We start from the raw sequence: 16,535 nt of genomic DNA, 5'->3' as shown, positions 1-16,535 counted from the left end.
CAGGGGTGCGTGGTTACATGGCGTACGTGACTGATCACCCTACGAAAACCCGGGGTTCGTATCTCGACGTCATCCTGTCCCACTGGGCGGCCGATGACGAAGCCGAGACCCTGGTGGGCTGCGGCGAGCGGCTGCGGCGCGTGGACGCCCGCCGGCAGCTCTTCCGGACGGCGACAGCGTTGCGGCGGCAGGGCCTGCGCCCGGGCGCGAGCGTGGGCGCGTTCACCTCCAACCGGGCGGAGGCCGTCCTGGTGCACCTGGCCGTGCATCTGATCGGCTGCCGCCTGGTGTTCCTGCCGCCGGAACCGGGCCCGGGTGAACTGGCCGCACTGATCGACCGGTCGGACTGCCGCACGGTCGTGGTCGACCCGCTCCTGTCCGAGAAGGCCCAGGAGGCCGTCGGGCGCTGCCGCACCGCTCCGGTACTGCTGAGCATGGGCCCCGGCGGCCCGCCCGGCGCGGACGATCTGCCGGCGCTTGCGGCCGCCTGCCCGGCCGGCCCTCCGGAGACCGTGCCCGGCCCCCTCCCCGGTGACGCCGTCACGGTGCTGTACACGGGAGGGACGACCCTGGGCCGGCCGAAACTCCCGGCGCACGGACGCACGCTGTACGACGCCATGGCCGCGTCCGCGGCGACGGCGCCGGGCGGGGGCCGGGTCCTCGCCGCCACCCGGCTGACCCACGGCAGCGGGCATCTGGTCATGCTCAACACCCTGTTGACCGGCTCCTGCCTCGTGGTGCTCCCGGCGTGGGACCCGGCCGCGGCGTTCGACGTGCTGCGCGACGAGCGCATCACCGCCGCCGCGCTGGTTCCGCCCATGCTGGGCGACCTGCTGGACGATCCCCGCTGCCGCCCCGGGGCCCTGCCGGACCTGAGGCAGATCCATGTCGGGGCCGCGCCCATCAGCTCTGCCCGGCTGCGGCAGGCCGTGGAAGTGTTCGGACCGGTCATCAGCCAGGGCTACGGGCAGTCCGAGTGCCTGGGCATCACCTCTCTTCCCGCGCGGGAACTGCCGGCCGACCGGGAGTCCCCGCGGTGGCGCAGTTGCGGGCGCCCGCTTCCGGGCACCGAGGTGCAGATCCGCGACGCGGAGGGCGCCGTCCTGCGGGCCGGAGAGACCGGGGAGGTGTGCGTGCGCGGCCCGGCGATGATGCTCGGATACCTGGAGGGCCCGGAGAACACCGGGGAGGCCGTGCGCGAGGGCTGGCTGCGCACCGGCGATTCGGGGTTCCTCGACGAGGAGGGGTACCTGTACCTCGTCGACCGGGTACGGGACGTCATCGTCACCGGCCGCGGCAGTGGCAACGTCTACTCCGGTCTCCTGGACGACGTCGCCTCCGGCCTGCCGGGAGTACGGGAGGCCGCCGCCGTGGGGGTGCCGGACGACGCGGTGGGTGAAGCGGTCCGGCTCTTCCTCGTCGCCGAGGACGGCACCGGCCCGGACACCGCCGCCGTCGCCGAGGCCATCACCGCTGAGCTGGGCGAGCTCTACACCCCCCGGGAGATCGTGCTCGTCCCCAGCCTGCCGAGAACCGGCGCCGGAAAGATCGACAAGCGTGCCCTGCGCACCCGCTGACCGCCGTCCCCCGGTCCGCGGACGCTCCCCCCGGTCCGCGGACGCTCCCTCCGGGGTACGGACTCCCTCCGGGGTACGGACGGGACGCCGGCCGTGGACGCCGCCTTCGACGGCCGGACCGTCATCCCGTGGTGCACGGGGGAGCCTCCGCCGGCGCCGGCACGTCCACCCGCCGTCAACGAGCGTGCCCGCCAAGCGTTCCGGGCCGGCGGGGCCGGAACAGGGTCCCTTCTGGACACCCCCGGCCTGTCGGACCGACAATCGGACCGTGACCTCTTCCTTCGAGCACTCCACGCACCCCGCGCGGCTGTCGGACGCCCAGCGCGACCGCGTCCTGGGTGTGCTCAGGGACGGCGCCGCCCAGGGCAAGCTCTCCCACGACACCTTCCTGCGGCGGATGGAGATAGCCCTGGCCGCCCGGCGCTCCGAGGAACTCCTCGCGCTCACCGCCGACCTGGAGAACAGGGGACGCTGGTCCGGCGGACTGCTCCGCGCCGTCGGGGGCGTCTCGGCGTTCCCCGCGAGACTGCGCCGCGCCTGGCAGTCCGAGCGGCTGCCCAAACTGCTGCTGCCCGAACCGGGGCCCCACCCGCTGCACATCGGCCGTGACCCGGGCAACGGGCTGCGGCTCAGCCACGAGACGGTGTCCCGGCGGCACGCCGAACTGACCGCGCACGGCAGCCGGTGGATCCTGCGGGACCTCGGCTCGACGAACGGCACCTGTGTCAACGGCCACCGGGTCATCGGCGCCGTGACCGTGCGCGACGGCGACCAGGTGAGCTTCGGCCACATGACCTTCCTGCTCTCCGCACCGCTGCCGGGACCACCCGCGTGAGAGGTCCCGGCAGCGTCCCGCGGAGCCGTGGAGGATCACTCCTCACCGGCCATGGAGCAGCCCTCAGCGGCACTTCCCGTCCAGCCAGGCCGTGAATTCCTTCGTCCATGTGGTGACCATCTGCGCCGGGGCGATCGAGGAACCGTACTGGTTCAGCTTTTCGTGCCACATGGCGTAGTGGCCGCGGACCGACGGAGGGGGCTCCTCCCAGCCGACCGAACCGTCGTCGATCCAGCGGGGGTGGTCCGCGAGGGCGGCGCCGAGACCCGCCGCCTCCATGCGCTCGGTGAGTTCGGCCCGCAGAGTCACGTCGGACGCGTAGATCATGATCTTCTGCCGGGAGGCGCGCTCCGTGATGGGAGCGATGACCTCGTTCCACGCGTTCTCGCGTATGGCCGTGTCATTGCTGGTCAGCGTCGGCTTGTTCTCCTTCTTGAGTTCCACGAAAGCGGCCATTTCTTGCGCCCGGGCGCTGTCGAGCCATTCACGGAAGGTGTACACGGTCTCCCCCTTGTAGGGACCGGTGTCGATCGTGCGGCCCTTGAGCCGGTCGGTACCGGTGGCCCACCAGATGTCCGCGACGGGACGCTGGGTGCCCGTCAGACCCCTGGTCGACTCGTTGTGCCACATCACGGCCTTGGTGCCCTCCCTGGTGAGCCGGAGGTCAGCCTCCACACCGCCGGCTCCCCAGCTCTTCTGCTGGGCGAGGCCCGTCGGGTGGTTGGGCTGGCGGATCTGGTCCCGCTCCCCGGCGTTCGCCCCGGTGGGGTAGCCGCCGTGTCCGTAGACCGTCGGGCAGAGGGGCAGGGGGTTGGTGTGGCGCTCGATCATGTGGGCCCGGCCGAAGGTCCAGTCGGTGGGACGGGGCGTTTCCCAGCTGTGCAGGGCTTCGGCGAGGGTGCCGTCGGCCCCGGCGGTGAAGGTGAGGGTCTTCACCCGTCCGTCGGTGTAGCCGTAGAGGGCACCGAGGTCGTCGCGGCCGTCGCCGTCGTAGTCACCGGTGACGAGGTACATCCGGGCCCGGGTGTACCAGCCCTCCGGAGAGTTCAGCATCTCGTGCTTGCCGCCGAAGGCACCGGCGGCGGTGAGGCCGAAGCCGAACACGGCGTCGTGTCCGTCGGCGTAGTCGTACCAGGCGGCGAGTTCGTCGCGGCCGTCGCCGTCGAAGTCACCGGAGTGCACGCTCGTCCGGACGAACTGCCAGCCGGTGGACTCCCAGCCGCGCACGGGCTCGCCGAACCCTCCGTCGGGCCCGGCGGGGAAGTGCATCAGCCTCACGGTGCCGGCGGTGTAACTGTCCAGGACACCGATGTCGTCGCGGCCGTCGCCGTCGTAGTCGCCGGTGGCGAACTTCATGTGCCCGACCTCCCACCCGTCGGCGGCGGAGCGCTCGAAGGACGAGAAGGGGGCGGCGAAACCGCCGTCGGCGTCGGCCAGGAACGTGAAGAGCTTGTCGCCGTTGCGGTGGTCGTACCAGACGGCGACGTCGTCGCGGCCGTCGCCGTCGAAGTCACCGGCCTGGACGGTCATGGCGTCGAAGGCCCACTGGCCGGAGGGCACGGCCCAGGAGGTGGTGTAGTCGGCGAACGAGCCGTCGCCCGTGCCGAGCCAGGTGAAGAGGGAGACGCGCCCGTCGTCGTAGCCGTAGAAGGCGGCGATGTCCCCGATGCCGTCCCCGTTGAAGTCGCCGGTGACACGCTTCATGTGCTCGGCCCAGAAGTTGCCTGTGCCCGTCCTCCAGCCCGCCACCGGCGCAAGGAAGCCGCCGTCCGCCCTGGCGGTGAAGGTGTGTACGGCGTCGTCGCCTTCGGAGTAGTCGTACCAGGCGGCCATGTCGCTCCGGCCGTCGCCGTCGTAATCGTGGCGGGGAGCGGTGCCGTCGGCCCGTACGGTGGTTATTCGCGCCCCGTCACCGGGCCGGGCGGGGGCGGCGGCTACCTCGGGCCACCGCGCTCCGTCCGGGTCGCCGGCGGCGGACGCGACAGCCGCCGCCGGCTCCCCGCCCGTCACGGCGCTCGCGCCTCCCGCGCCCGCCTGCAGGGCGAGCAGGGCGCACACGACAACGGCGCTCGTCGTCCCCAGCGGTCTCTTCATTCCCCACGGTCTCTTCATCCGGTTGTCCAAGTCCCTTGTCGCTGTTGATGGAACACTCCCGGCGCACGGAAGAACGCGCCCGGCTTCCGCGGGCGCGCTCCGTTCCGCCGTCCCACAGGAGATCATCTTCCTGCCGGGAACCACCCCCTTGATTCGGTAAAACCGCCGGTGGCCGGGTCACCGTCGCGGGCGGCGGCCCAGGCGTCGCTCCGCGGGGAACAGACGTCGTACAACTCCTGGTCCTCCGGCGGGCTTTCCGGCGGGATCCCACCGGAGGCGATGCGTTCGAGAGGCCGGAAGCGCTCGGAGCGCTCGGCCCCGGGGGCGGTCACGACGAGGAGCTCCGCCTTCTCACCGGGCCCTGCGCCGTTCGCGCCCTCGGAAAGGGCGGCGCGCCGTCCGCCGGCGGCCGGATGCTGCCCGAAGCACGCCCGACGGCCTCGGCCTCGCGTACGGCACGGGATCGGCCGAAGGCCGGGTGGTGCACGCCGGGCGGGGCCCGCCCGGACCCCGCCGTACGCTCAGGCCCGTACGAGCAGCGCCACCGGGCGCCCGGCGAAGAGCTCACGCACCGCCACCTCGGCCCCGGCGAACTCCCGCCCCGGTGCCAGCAGATCACGCCACGGCCCGGCATCGGGAAGGGACAGCGCGGTGTCGCGCCAGCCGCCGTCCTCGGCCAGCCGCAGGGACAGCCGGGTCACGGCCGTGACCACCTCGCCGGAGCGGCAGAACGCCACGCAGTGGGCCGCCGCGGGACCCCGCGCGTGCAGCGGGGCGTACGTCCCCGACTCGTCGAACAGCTCCGGACGGTCCCGGCGCAGCGCCAGCGCCGCTGCGGTGACCTCCGCCTTGGCGTCACGCTCCGACGGCCGGGCGAACGGGCGCCGGTTGTCCGGGTCGACGAGCGCGATGTACTCCCGCTCCGTGCCCTGGTACAGATCCGGTACCCCCGGCATCGTCAGGTGCACCAGTGCGGCCCCCAGCACATTGGCGCGCAGATACGGCTCCAGTTCCCGCGTGAACCGGGCCAGGGCCTCCTGGGCCTCGCCCGTGTCACTGCCGGGGCCCGCCGCCACGAAGTCGGTCACCGCCCGCTCGTACGCCGGGTCCGGCTCCGTCCAGCTGGTGAACAGCCCCGCCTCACGGACCGACTTCAGCAGCGCGGGCTCCAGCCGGCCCGCCCTCTCCCCGGCCGGCAGCCCCGCGCAGCCGAACGCCGTCTGCCAGGCATGCCAGGCCAGCTGCGGGTCCGGCGCCGCCACCCCCGTCGCCCGGGTCAGCCGTGCCACCAGCGCGGACCACCGCTCCGGACACTCCGACAGCACGGCGATCCGGGCCCGCACGTCACCGCTGCGCTTGGTGTCGTGCGTGGTCAGCACCGTGCCGGTGGCCGGCCAGTCACGGGCGACACGTGCGCAGTAGGCGTGGAACTCCTCCGTGCTCACCGCCGGCCGGCCGGGGTCCCCGCCCACCTCGGTCGCGGAGACCAGCGGGACGTAGCGGTAGAACGCCGTGTCCTCCACCGACTTGGCGTGCAGGGCCGACGCCGTCTGGGCGAACCGGGCGCAGAACGCGCTGTGTTCCGGCCCGTCGCCGAGCCTGCCCAGCGCCAGCTCGCGGACCACGTCCACCGCAGTCGCCTCCTGCGGCACCGGGAAGGCCGCCTTCGCGTCGCGTACCGCCTCGGGCGGCAGCGTCGATCCAGCCGCCTCCGACAGCGGACCGCCCGCCGTGACGTACGGCCGGTACACCGGGACCCGGACCAGCAGCTCCCGGATCGCCGTGTCCAGTGCCCAGGGGGCGTGGTCGCGCAGGCCGAGGTCCTGGGCGCAGACCCGGACGGCGAGGCGGGTCAGCCACTTCGTCTCGGCTGCCAGTTCATGGGTGGCCACCCGGTAGGCGGCCCGGCGCACGGTCGCCGTCCAGTAACCGCCGCGGTCCCCGGGCGGGCCGGCGAAGTCCCGGTAGCGGCCCAGCAGGTCCGCCGCACCCAGCGGATCGGTGAACAGCCCGTCGATCCGGTGCAGGGCGTCGTACCCGGTGGTCCCCGCGACCCGCCAGCCGGCCGGCAGCTTCTCCTCGGCGGTGAGGATCTTCTCCACCACCGTCCACCGCCCGGCGGTGGCCTTGTCCAGCCGCTCCAGGTACGCGGCCGGGTCGGCCAGCCCGTCCGGGTGGTCCACCCGCAGCCCGTCGACGACACCGTCGGCGACCAGTCCGAGGATCTTGGCGTGCGTGGCCTCGAAGACCTCGGGATGCTCGACCCGGACCCCGATCAGATCGGAGACGGTGAAGAACCGCCGGTAGTTCAGCTCCGTACGCGCCAGGCGCCACCAGCCCAGGCGGTAGTGCTGGGCATCCAGCAGGGCGGGCAGCGGGAGGCGGTCGGTGCCCGCCCGCAGCGGGAACTCCTGCTCGCCGTAACGGAGCACGGGGGAGCCGTCGTCCCCGGCGGCGACCTCGAAGCGGCCGGCCTCCTCACCGATCCGGCGGGCGAGGACGGGCAGCAGCACCTTGCCGCCGCCCGCCTCCCAGTCGATGTCGAACCACCGGGCGTACGCCGACTCCGGGCCGTCCCGCAGCACCTCCCGCAGCGGGCGGTTGTACCGGGGCGCGGCCGCCATGTGATTGGGCACGATGTCCAGGACCAGCCCGAGACTGTGTTCACGGGCGGTGGCGGACAGCTCCCGCAGCCCTTCCTCACCTCCGAGCTCGGCCCGCACCCGGCCGTGGTCGACCACGTCGTACCCGTGCCGCGAACCGGGCACGGTCTCCAGGACCGGGGACAGGTGCAGATGGGACACACCGAGCCCGGCGAGATAGGGCACGGCCTCGGCCGCGGCGGCGAACGGGAAGTCCGGCTGGAGCTGGAGCCGGTAGGTGGCGGTGGGGGTCATACAGCCGTACGTACCCAGCCGCGCGGGTTCTGTGTCACCCGACGGGGTACGGGAGCCGACCGGTCCAGGGCCGGGCCCGCACCGGTGACCCGAACGGGTGAAGAACCGGGCCGGCCGCCTCCCCGGGAGGGGCGGCCGGCCTCACGCCGGGCGCTTCAGCACCGTCAGGCTGCGTCCGATCAGCGTCACCCGCTCGCCCGCCGACACCTTCGGCCCCGCCCCCGGCGGCACCCCGTCCGGGACGGCCGTGTCCACGACGACCTGCCACCGCCGCCCGTGATGCACCGGGACCGTGAACTCCAGGGTGTCCGCGCTCGCGTTGAACATCAGCAGGAACGAGTCGTCAGAGATCCGCTCGCCCCGCGGCCCCGGTTCCGAGATGGCGTGCCCGTTCAGGAACACCGTCATGGCCTTGGCATGAGCCGCCTGCCAGTCCCGTTGCGTCATCTCCTCACCCCGGGGGGTGAACCAGGCGATGTCGGACAGTTCGTCGTGGGTGCCCTCCACCGGCCGTCCGTGGAAGAACCGGCGGCGCCGGAAGACCGGGTGGTCGCGGCGCAGCCAGACCATGGACCGGGTGAACTCCAGCAGGCTGGTGTCCGAGCCGTCCGCCGCGGCCTTCGGGTCCTTCCCCCCGGCGTCCCGCCCGCGGGCGGCGGCCGGATCGGGCCAGTGCACCCAGGACAGCTCGTTGTCCTGGCAGTAGGCGTTGTTGTTGCCGCGCTGGGTGCGGGCGAACTCGTCGCCGTGGCTCAGCATCGGCACCCCCTGCGAGAGCATCAGGGTGGCGATGAAGTTGCGCATCTGGCGGCTGCGCAGCTCCAGGACCTCCTTGTCCTCGGTGTCACCCTCCGCACCGCAGTTCCAGGAGCGGTTGTGGCTCTCGCCGTCCCGGTTGCCCTCGCCGTTCGCCTCGTTGTGCTTGTCGTTGTAGGAGACCAGGTCGTGCAGGGTGAAGCCGTCGTGGCAGGTGGTGAAGTTGATCGAGGCCAGCGGGCGGCGGCCGTCGTCCTGGTAGAGGTCGGAGGAACCGGTGAGCCGGCCCGCGAACTCCGCCAGTGTCCGCGGCTCGCCGCGCCACAGATCGCGCACCGTGTCCCGGTACTTGCCGTTCCACTCGGTCCACAGCGGCGGGAAGTTCCCCACCTGGTAACCGCCCTCGCCCACGTCCCAGGGCTCGGCGATCAGCTTGACCTGGCTGACCACCGGGTCCTGCTGCACCAGGTCGAAGAAGGACGACAGCCGGTCCACCTCGTGGAACTGGCGCGCCAGCGTGGCCGCCAGGTCGAAGCGGAAGCCGTCCACATGCATCTCGGTCACCCAGTAGCGCAGCGAGTCCATGATCAGCTGGAGCACGTGCGGGGAGCGCATCAGCAGCGAGTTCCCGGTGCCCGTGGTGTCCATGTAGTACTGCGGGTCGTCGGTGAGCCGGTAGTACGAGGCGTTGTCCAGCCCCCGGAAGGAGAGCGTCGGCCCCAGGTGGTTGCCCTCGGCGGTGTGGTTGTAGACCACGTCGAGGATCACCTCGATACCCGCCTGGTGCAGCGCCTTCACGGCCTGCTTGAACTCCAGCACCTGCTCGCCGCGGTCGCCCCAGGAGGCGTAGGCGTTGTGCGGGGCGAAGAAGCCGATGGTGTTGTAGCCCCAGTAGTTCGCGAGGCCCGCGTCGGCCAGCCGGTGGTCCTGGACGAACTGGTGCACCGGCATCAGCTCGATCGCGGTGACCCCCAGCTCCGTCAGATGGGCGATGATCTCCGGGTGCGCCAGCCCCGCGTACGTACCGCGCAGCTCCTCGGGCAGGGCCGGGTGAAGCATCGTCAGGCCCTTGACGTGCGCCTCGTAGATCACGGTGCGGTGGTAGTCCGTACGGGGGCGGCGGTCGTCGCCCCAGTCGAAGTACGGGTTGACCACGACGGAGCTCATCGTGTGCGGGGCCGAGTCGAGGTCGTTGCGCTCGTTCGGCCTGCCGAAGGGGTAGCCGTACACCGCCTCGCCCCACTCGATCTTCCCGGAGATCGCACGCGCGTACGGATCGAGGAGCAGTTTCGCCGAGTTGCAGCGCTGCCCGCGCTGCGGCTCGTACGGGCCGTGCACCCGGAAGCCGTACCGCTGTCCCGGCATCACACCGGGCAGGTAGGCGTGCCGGACGAAGGCGTCCGTCTCGCGGAGTTCCACCGCCGTTTCTGAACCGTCGTCGTGCAGCAGGCACAACTCGATCCGGTCGGCGGCCTCCGAGAAGACCGCGAAGTTCGTGCCGGCGCCGTCGTACGTCGCGCCGAGGGGATAAGCCTGTCCCGGCCAGACCTGCATCGATGGGCCCCTTCCACTTCTGATCCGGGTGCTGAGGGGTCGTCGCCCCGATGATCCCCGAAAGTGGCCTCTGTACCTAGTACGCCGACCCGTACGGGCGGGTTCCGGCGATGGCGGGGGTGTCCGGCCGGTCAACTTCGGACACCGCCGCGACGCCCGGAGGGTGACGCGGGCGGCGGGGCCGCCCCCTGTGCCCGGTATGCCGGGTGCGAGGGGGTTGCACAACCCTATGAATCGGCTCACTCCCCCCGATCTCGCCTCGGGGAACCCGCCTGCTCCCCGGGCGGGTTGAGAAAGCGTCCTGTGCATCGGGCTGCACCGGCTCCCGCTCCCGGAGTACCCTTCCTTGATCGATTGGTGGGGGAGTGGAAGGCGGTACGCGGGTGAGCTCGGGAGGGTTCGAGCTGCCCCCAGGTGACACAGGTCACGAGGGGGAGCCGACCGATACCCCGCCGGGGGCGGTATCCCTCGCACAGCCCATGGAGATCGGCGTGGAGCTGGACTGGGGAGCGGACGCCTGGAACGAGGTGCGCACCCGGGCCCAGCGGGCCGGGCGGGCCTATATCTGGCTGAATCTCGTCGAACAGCGGCTGCGTGCCGTGGTCTCCGCCGTGATCCGGCCCATCTACGAGCCGGTGCACGGCGACGACTGGGTGGTGGCCGCCGCGGGTCCCGCCGGCCAGGAGTGGGTGCAGCGGGCCGTCGCCGTGCGCGAGGTGTCGCGCCGCAAGGGCTACCTCCTCGACCCGGCCGACGACAACGTCCTCAGCTTCCTGACCCTTCCCCAGCTCCGGGAGCTGATGGTCCAGCACTGGCCGTGCTTCGAGCCCTACTTCGACGACCGCCGCGAGGTGGAGCTGGCGCTGGACGAGCTGGAGGTGGCCCGGAACGTCGTCTCCCGCAACCGCGCCCTGAACGAGGCGGTACTGGCCCAGGCCGAGCGGGCCTCCGCCCGGCTGCTGGAGATCCTCGGCAGCGGCGCCGCGGTCCCCTCCGCGGACCGGCTGCCGGTGGACGCCGTGGAGGAACTGGTCGGCGACCGGTACGCCGACGTGGTCTCCGTCCACCCCGACCGGGTGCGCCTCCAGCGCCAGCTGCCCGCCGAGGACCTCTTCGGCGGGGCCCGCAGGCTGGACGCCATAGGGATAGGCCTCAACCTCCTCACCCAGAACTTCTCGGGCCGCCGGCTGGTCCGGCTCGCCGAGTCGGGCTGCCGGGTGCGCCTGCTCTTCATCAACCCGGCCAGCAGTGCCGTCAAGCGCAGGGAGCGGGAGCTCGGGCTCAAGAAGGGCGAGCTGAGCCGCACCGTGGAGATGAACATCCTCCACATGCGCCGGGTCCGCTCCAGGCTCCGCGACCCCGGAGCCTTCCAGATCCAGGTCTTCGACGAGACGCCGCGCTTCACCGCCTATCTGGTGGACGGCGACGGGCCGGACGCCGTCGGGGTCGTGCAGCCCTATCTGCGGCGCGCACGGGGCATGGAGGCGCCCGTGTTCGTCCTGCGGGGCGGCGGCCGTGCCGTGGTCCGGGCGGGCCAGGACAGCGAGCACGGGCTCTTCGAGACCTACCGTGAGGAATTCGAGTCGGTCTGGACCGATTCACGCCCTGTGTCCTGACGTTCACCCTGCTCCCCGCCCCTCTTCCCGCCCTGTTCCCCGCCTCTCTTCCCGCCCCGCTCGCCGAGGCCCTCTCCTCTGTTGTCAGTGGCGCGTGCGAAGGTGGTCGTCATACGGGGGAAAGCGTCACAGGAGGAGGTATGCCGATGAACCGGTACACGGAGCGCCGAGGCGGGAGGGGCCGGGGGGCCGCCCGCGCGAGGGTGCCGGCCGGGCCCGCCGGAGGGCCCTCGGCCACCGGCGCGCGGGCCGTGGCGCGCGCCGGGACGGGGGCCGTGCGATGAGCTGGCTCAGCGGGCCCCTGGTGGCCTTCGACCTGGAGACCACGGGCACCGACATCGAGACCGACCGCATCGTCACCGCGGCGGTGGTCCGGCTGGACCCGGACGGCGCCGTCGCGCACGAGCGGACCTGGCTGCTCGACCCGGGGGTGGAGATACCGGAGCAGGCGTCGGCGATCCACGGCATCTCCACGGAGCGCGCCCGCAGCCACGGGGCGCCGCCCGCCACCGCGGTCGAGGAGATCACCGCGGCGGTGGCCGAGGGGATGCTCAGGGGAACACCCCTCGTGGTGATGAACGCCCGGTACGACCTGTCCCTGCTCGACCGCGAGTGCGGGCGGTACGGCGTCGAGCCGCTCGGCGAACGCCTGGGCGGTGCCCCGCTGCCGGTCATCGACCCTCTGGTGATGGACAAGCACGTCGACAGGTACCGGAGGGGCAAGCGGGCGCTCCACGCGCTGTGCGCGCATTACGGCGTGGCGCTCGACGACGCGCACGACGCGCGGGCGGACGCTGTGGCGGCGGCCCGGGTGGTGCGGCGCATGGGCGAGAAGTACGAGTCCTTCGGCGGGATGCCGCTGGCCGAACTGCACGCTCTTCAGGTGCGTGCGGCGGCCGAGCAGGCCGCCTCCCTCCAGGCGTACTTCCGGCGTACGGACCCCTCCGCCGTGGTCGAGGCCGCCTGGCCCCTGGTCCCGCGGAAGGGGTGAGCGGGAAGGGGGCCGCCCGTCGGCCCGGTGCCGGTGCGGCCCCGGGTGCCCGGGGCCCGGCCGCCCGCCCTCCCGGCGCGCGTACGCGGGAGGAGCCCCGCCGCCCTCAGAACGGATACCACCGCACCTCCGGGTCGTCCTCGCGCAGCGAGGCCACCCGGCGGCGGAACTCGGCCAGTGCCCTCGGGTTGTCCGGCGCGTGCTGGGAGACCCAGGCGCAGCTCGCGGTCTCGCGGGCGCCGCGCAGCACCGCGCACCCCGCCCACTCGCGTACGTCCCAGCCGTAGGCGGCGGTGAACGCGTCGTAGGCCCCGGCGGGCAGGCCGTAGCGGTCCCGGGAGAGGGCGAGGACGACCAGGTCGTGTTCCCGGAAGTCGGCGGAGAAGGTCTCCAGGTCGACCAGGACCGGGCCGTCCGGGCCGATGTGGACGTTGCGGGGCAGGGCGTCGCCGTGGATGGGGCCCGGGGTGAGGTGCGGAGCCAGGGCCGAGGCGGCCTTGGCGAAGCCGTCGCGCCGGCCCCGCAGGTAGTCGGCGTCGGCCGGATCGATGGCGTCGCCCGCCAGCCGCAGCCAGCGCTCCACCCCGCCCAGCAGTTCGCGGCGCGGCAGCGTGAAGTGCTCGGGGAGGGGCAGTGCGTGGATCCGGGTGAGGAGCGGCGCCAGGTCCCGGGGCTCGGCCGGGCGCACGGCTTCCGGCAGCCGGTGCCAGAGTGTCACGGGGTGCCCCTCGACCAGCCGGGCGGCCGGTTCGGCGGCGCGCACGGCGGGTACACCGCAGGCGGCCAGCCACTCGGCGACGGCCACCTCGCGCTCGGCCCGCTCCCGCAGCTCCGGGTAGGTGGAGGCCTCCCGACCCACCTTGGCCACCAAGTCACCGACGGCGAACACGGCGTTCTCGCCGAGCGCCAGCAGTTCGGCTCCGGCGGGCAGCCCGGCGGCGGTCAGTACCTCACGGGCACGCGTCTCGTCCATACACCCGATTTTCGCACCCGTGCAGGCCACCTTGACGAACGGACCGCCCGTCAGCACGATGACGAGGGCCGCGCATTCGGCCATACACGGGTGAAGTATGCCTAACTGTGAAAAGGGGGCGAATTCATGACGTTAACGGGCTTGACGGCTTCCTCGGGCCGCACGGCCCCGCGCGGCCGTCCGCCGGGCCGCCGCCGCGGTGACCCGGCCACCTGGTTCCTCGTCCTGCCCGCGCTGATCCCGATCCTGATCCTCAGCGTCGGGCCCCTGCTGTACGGCATCGTGCTGGCGTTCACCGACGCCCAGTCGGGCCGCACCCGCTCCACCCAGTGGGTCGGCACCCTCAACTTCCAGGACCTGCTGCACGACACCCTGTTCTGGGAGTCCTTCCGGATCGGCCTGCTGTGGGCGGTCGGCGTCACCGTCCCGCAGTTCGTGCTCGCCCTCGGCCTCGCCCTGCTGCTGAACGCGCGCCTGCGTATGCGCTGGCTGGCCAGAGCGCTGGCGATCATCCCCTGGGCGATGCCCGAGGTGGTCGTCGGCATCATGTGGCGCCTGATCTACAACCCGGACGCCGGCATCCTCAACGAGACCCTGCGCGACCTCCACCTCGGCGACGGCCGCGACTGGCTGACCGGACTGGCGACCGCGCTGCCCGCCGTGATCCTGGTCGGCGTCTGGGCGGGCATGCCGCAGACCACGGTGGCCCTGCTGGCCGGACTCCAGAACACCCCCCAGGAACTCCACGAGGCGGCCGCCCTCGACGGCGCCGGCGCCTGGCGCCGTTTCCGTACGGTCACCTGGCCCGCGATCAAGCCGGTGGCGCTCGCGATCAGCGCCCTCAACTTCATCTGGAACTTCAACTCCTTCGCCCTGGTCTACGTGCTGACCGCCGGCGGGCCGGGCGGCCGCACCCGGCTGCCCATGCTCTTCGCCTACGAGGAGGCCTTCCGCTACGGCCAGTTCGGCTACGCCGCCGCCATGGGCTGTGTGATGGTCGCCGTGATCGCGGTGCTCCTCGCCGTCCACCTCGCCGGCCGGCTCAAAGGAGGCGAGGAGACGTGAACACCCGTACCGGCAAGGCCGCGCGGACCGGACAGTACGCCGCGCTGCTGTGCTACCTCCTCTTCCTCGCCCTCCCGTTCCTCTGGCTGGTCTCCACCGCCTTCAAGCCCGCCCGGGAACTGGGCTCGCTGCATCCGTCCTGGATCCCCGAGAACCCCACCCTGGACAACTTCCGGCAGGCCTTCGAGGAACAGCCGCTGCTGGGGGCCGCCGGCAACTCGCTCACCGCCGCGCTCTGCGCCGCACTGATCACCGTCGTGATCGCCACCCCCATGGCCTATGTGACGGCCCGCCACCGGGGGCGGCTGTCCAGGGCGGCCACCGGCTGGGTGGTGGTCAGCCAGGCGTTCCCCTTCGTCCTGATCATCATCCCGCTCTTCCTGGTCCTGAAGAAGCTGCACCTGATCAACTCGCTCGCCGGGCTGATCCTGGTCTACGTCGTCTGGTCGCTCCCCTTCGCGCTCTGGATGCTGACCGGTTACGTACGGGCGGTGCCGCCCGAACTGGAGGAGGCGGCCGCCGTCGACGGGGCGGGGAAGGCGCGCACCCTGGTCTCGGTCACCGCACCGCTCCTGGCGCCCGGGATCGTCGCCACCGCCCTCTTCGCGTTCATCACCGCGTGGAACGAGTTCTTCTTCGCACTCGTCCTGCTCAAGACCCCGGAGAAGCAGACCTTGCCGGTCGTCCTCACCCACTTCCTCGGCGCGGAGGGGGTGGCCGACCTCGGGCCGCTCGCCGCCGCAGCCTTCCTCGCCACCCTGCCCTCCCTCGTCGTCTTCGCCCTCATCCAGCGGCGGATCACCGGCGGCCTGGCGGCCGGGGCGGTGAAGGACTGATGCGCCGCTCCCGCCTCGGGGCGGCGGTCACCGCGACGGTCGCGGCCCTCGCCCTCCTGCTGGCCGGCTGCTCCGGCGGACCGGACGGCGGGCGGGGCCCCGACGGCACGATCCGCCTCCGCTTCCAGTCGCTGGCCTGGCAGAAGGAGTCCGTCGACGCCAACAAGGCCCTGGTGGAGGAGTGGAACGCCACCCACCCCGACGTCCAGGTCGACTACGTCCAGGGCAGCTGGGACAACGTGCACGACCAGCTGCTCACCTCCTTCGAGGGCGGCGAGGCGCCCGACATCATCCACGACGCCTCCGACGACCTCGCCGACTTCGCCTACGGCGGCTACCTCGCCGACCTGCGGCCCCTGCTGCCCGGCCGGCTCACCGAGGACATCCCCGAGCGGTCCTGGAGCACCACCACCTTCGACGGAGGCGTCTACGGCGTCCCCTTCCTCCAGGAACCACGCGTCCTGATCGCCGCCACCGGGATCCTCCGGGAGTCCGGCGTCCGGATCCCGACGCCGCAACGGCCCTGGAGCTGGGAGGAGTTCCGGCAGGTCACCCGGGAACTGACCGGCGAGGGCCGGTACGGGGTCGCCTGGCCGCTCAAGGACCCCGTCTCGGTGACCCTCAACCTGGGACTCTCGGCGGGCGGGCGGCTCTTCCACCGGGACGCGGACGGCAAGGCCGTCATCCGCTTCGAGAAGGGCGACCGGGTGATGCCCGCGACCGTCCACGACCAGGTCGGCACCGACCGCAGCGCCGCCCGTACGGCCCTCGGCATGAGCGGCTCGGACACCCTGCCCGGCTTCTTCGGCGGGAGGTACGCCATGGTCCCGCTGGGTTTCTCCTACCGCCAGCAGGTCGCCGAGCAGGCACCCGAGGGCTTCGAGTGGAGCGTCCTGCCAGCCCCGGCCGGGAGCGACGGCCTCGCCCAGGGGGTGAGCCCGCAGACCCTCTCGGTCGCCGAGGAGAGCCCGCACAAGAAGGAGGCCGTGCGGTTCATCGACTTCCTGCTGCGCCCGGAGAACATGGTCCGGCTGGCCAAGGGCGACTGGATGCTGCCGACCGGCACGAAGGCGCTGGCCGACCCCGCGCTGCACACCGCCGAGAACGGCTGGGCCACCGGCACGGCACTCGCCGCCGCGCTGAGGCCGGCGCCCGCGCAGACCGTGCGCGGCTACCCGGAGTGGAAGGACAAGGTCGCCACCCCCGCGCTCCAGGAGTACTACAGCGGAGCCATCGGCATCGGTGAACTGGAGGAGCGCCTGGTCGAGGACGGGAACAGAGTGCTGGCCCGCTACCAGCGCTGAGCGGACGGCGGCAATACATTGCACGAGACGTCTCGTC

11 protein-coding genes are annotated in these 16,535 nt (G+C 72.5%); 7 read left to right on the top strand and 4 right to left on the bottom strand.

Annotated elements, in window-relative coordinates; genetic code table 11:
* Window positions 1–17: 17 nt before the first annotated feature.
* Together CP967_RS05490 and CP967_RS05485 are read left to right on the top strand one after the other, a co-directional pair.
* Window positions 18–1,577 (top strand): class I adenylate-forming enzyme family protein, encoded by a 1,560-nt coding sequence (locus CP967_RS05490; protein WP_150486860.1) that lies wholly within the window; start codon window positions 18–20, stop codon window positions 1,575–1,577.
* Between the two features lie 268 nt (window positions 1,578–1,845).
* Window positions 1,846–2,412 (top strand): DUF1707 and FHA domain-containing protein, encoded by a 567-nt coding sequence (locus tag CP967_RS05485; RefSeq protein ID WP_150486859.1) that lies wholly within the window; start codon window positions 1,846–1,848, stop codon window positions 2,410–2,412.
* Window positions 2,413–2,475: 63 nt separating this feature from the next.
* Here the strand turns inward: CP967_RS05485 and CP967_RS05480 are convergent, their stop codons facing one another.
* The 3 genes from CP967_RS05480 to glgX all read right to left on the bottom strand — a co-directional run bounded on the left by CP967_RS05480 (window position 2,476) and on the right by glgX (window position 9,713).
* Entirely contained in the window at window positions 2,476–4,506 is a 2,031-nt protein-coding gene (locus tag CP967_RS05480) for an FG-GAP-like repeat-containing protein (RefSeq protein ID WP_229888473.1), read from the bottom strand.
* 521 nt (window positions 4,507–5,027) lie between these two features.
* Window positions 5,028–7,403, bottom strand: a complete 2,376-nt coding sequence (gene treY / locus CP967_RS05470) for a malto-oligosyltrehalose synthase (RefSeq protein WP_150486857.1) — start codon at window positions 7,401–7,403, stop codon at window positions 5,028–5,030.
* Window positions 7,404–7,544: 141 nt separating this feature from the next.
* Window positions 7,545–9,713 (bottom strand): glycogen debranching protein GlgX, encoded by a 2,169-nt coding sequence (glgX, locus tag CP967_RS05465; RefSeq protein WP_150486856.1) that lies wholly within the window; start codon window positions 9,711–9,713, stop codon window positions 7,545–7,547.
* A gap of 383 nt (window positions 9,714–10,096) precedes the next feature.
* On the opposite strand from glgX, the gene CP967_RS05460 reads away from it, so the two are divergent.
* Together CP967_RS05460 and CP967_RS05455 are read left to right on the top strand one after the other, a co-directional pair.
* The gene (locus tag CP967_RS05460) at window positions 10,097–11,329 is read left to right on the top strand and encodes an SAV2148 family HEPN domain-containing protein (RefSeq protein ID WP_150486855.1); all 1,233 of its coding nucleotides are present in this window, start codon (window positions 10,097–10,099) and stop codon (window positions 11,327–11,329) included.
* Between the two features lie 280 nt (window positions 11,330–11,609).
* Complete coding sequence (locus CP967_RS05455) at window positions 11,610–12,320, top strand: 3'-5' exonuclease (RefSeq protein ID WP_150486854.1); 711 nt, start codon at window positions 11,610–11,612, stop codon at window positions 12,318–12,320.
* 106 nt (window positions 12,321–12,426) lie between these two features.
* Here CP967_RS05455 and CP967_RS05450 read toward each other — a convergent pair whose 3' ends face one another.
* Entirely contained in the window at window positions 12,427–13,293 is an 867-nt protein-coding gene (locus tag CP967_RS05450) for a phosphotransferase enzyme family protein (RefSeq protein WP_150491713.1), read from the bottom strand.
* Window positions 13,294–13,419: 126 nt separating this feature from the next.
* On the opposite strand from CP967_RS05450, the gene CP967_RS05445 reads away from it, so the two are divergent.
* From CP967_RS05445 to CP967_RS05435, 3 genes are read left to right on the top strand one after another with little or no spacing between them, the layout of a single operon-like run.
* Window positions 13,420–14,358 (top strand): carbohydrate ABC transporter permease, encoded by a 939-nt coding sequence (locus CP967_RS05445; protein ID WP_150486853.1) that lies wholly within the window; start codon window positions 13,420–13,422, stop codon window positions 14,356–14,358.
* The gene (locus tag CP967_RS05440; protein WP_150486852.1) at window positions 14,355–15,194 is read left to right on the top strand and encodes a carbohydrate ABC transporter permease; all 840 of its coding nucleotides are present in this window, start codon (window positions 14,355–14,357) and stop codon (window positions 15,192–15,194) included. Before CP967_RS05445 ends, CP967_RS05440 begins: the two co-directional genes overlap by 4 nt.
* The gene (locus CP967_RS05435) at window positions 15,194–16,498 is read left to right on the top strand and encodes an ABC transporter substrate-binding protein (protein ID WP_150486851.1); all 1,305 of its coding nucleotides are present in this window, start codon (window positions 15,194–15,196) and stop codon (window positions 16,496–16,498) included. Before CP967_RS05440 ends, CP967_RS05435 begins: the two co-directional genes overlap by 1 nt.
* The last annotated feature ends 37 nt before the right edge of the window (window positions 16,499–16,535 follow it).

The sequence above is a fragment of the Streptomyces nitrosporeus genome, from assembly GCF_008704555.1.
Lineage (GTDB): Bacteria > Actinomycetota > Actinomycetes > Streptomycetales > Streptomycetaceae > Streptomyces > Streptomyces nitrosporeus.
Note: the sequence above shows the minus strand (reverse complement) of the source record. Positions and strands in the feature narration are given on the sequence as shown.